Raw genomic sequence first — 415 nt, 5'->3', positions numbered from 1 at the left:
CGAATGTCGGATTGGGAGGTAGGCTGTCTGCTATTAGGTCCGCTTCGGCCAGAGCGAGCTCGTTATAGGCCGCCTGAAGCCCACGGTTGTTAAGAAGCGCAACCTGAACCGCACTGGCAACCGTTAGAGGCCGACCCAGCAATCCTCGCACGACGTCCTGTGCGTGGGAGGCATCGCTCTCCGTCCGGATCGATATTACGTCCTTTTTGATGGTCTGATCTGCAACATCAGCAACGACGCCCATCCCGCGATCCGGCGAAAAGGAGGCACACCCGGGTAGAAGGAGCGCGGCGAAAACCGCTGCCATTCGCGGAGCCCGGGATCGGGAATGAAACGATTGCAACACGATGGATAGGAAAATCCGGTTCATCGCCGTCCCCTATTCGGTCGGCTTCGGCGCCGGAGCAACGCTTTG

General features: G+C 59.3%; 1 pseudogene. It reads right to left on the bottom strand.

From position 1 onward, the window contains the following. Nucleotides 1-307: pseudogene (locus JHD07_RS26395) on the bottom strand (TolC family protein); the annotation flags it as partial. Between the last annotated feature and the right edge of the window lie 108 nt (nucleotides 308-415).

Origin of the sequence: Bradyrhizobium sp., assembly GCF_016462955.1 — a bacterium.
Classification (GTDB): domain Bacteria; phylum Pseudomonadota; class Alphaproteobacteria; order Rhizobiales; family Xanthobacteraceae; genus Bradyrhizobium.
Note: the sequence above shows the minus strand (reverse complement) of the source record. Positions and strands in the feature narration are given on the sequence as shown.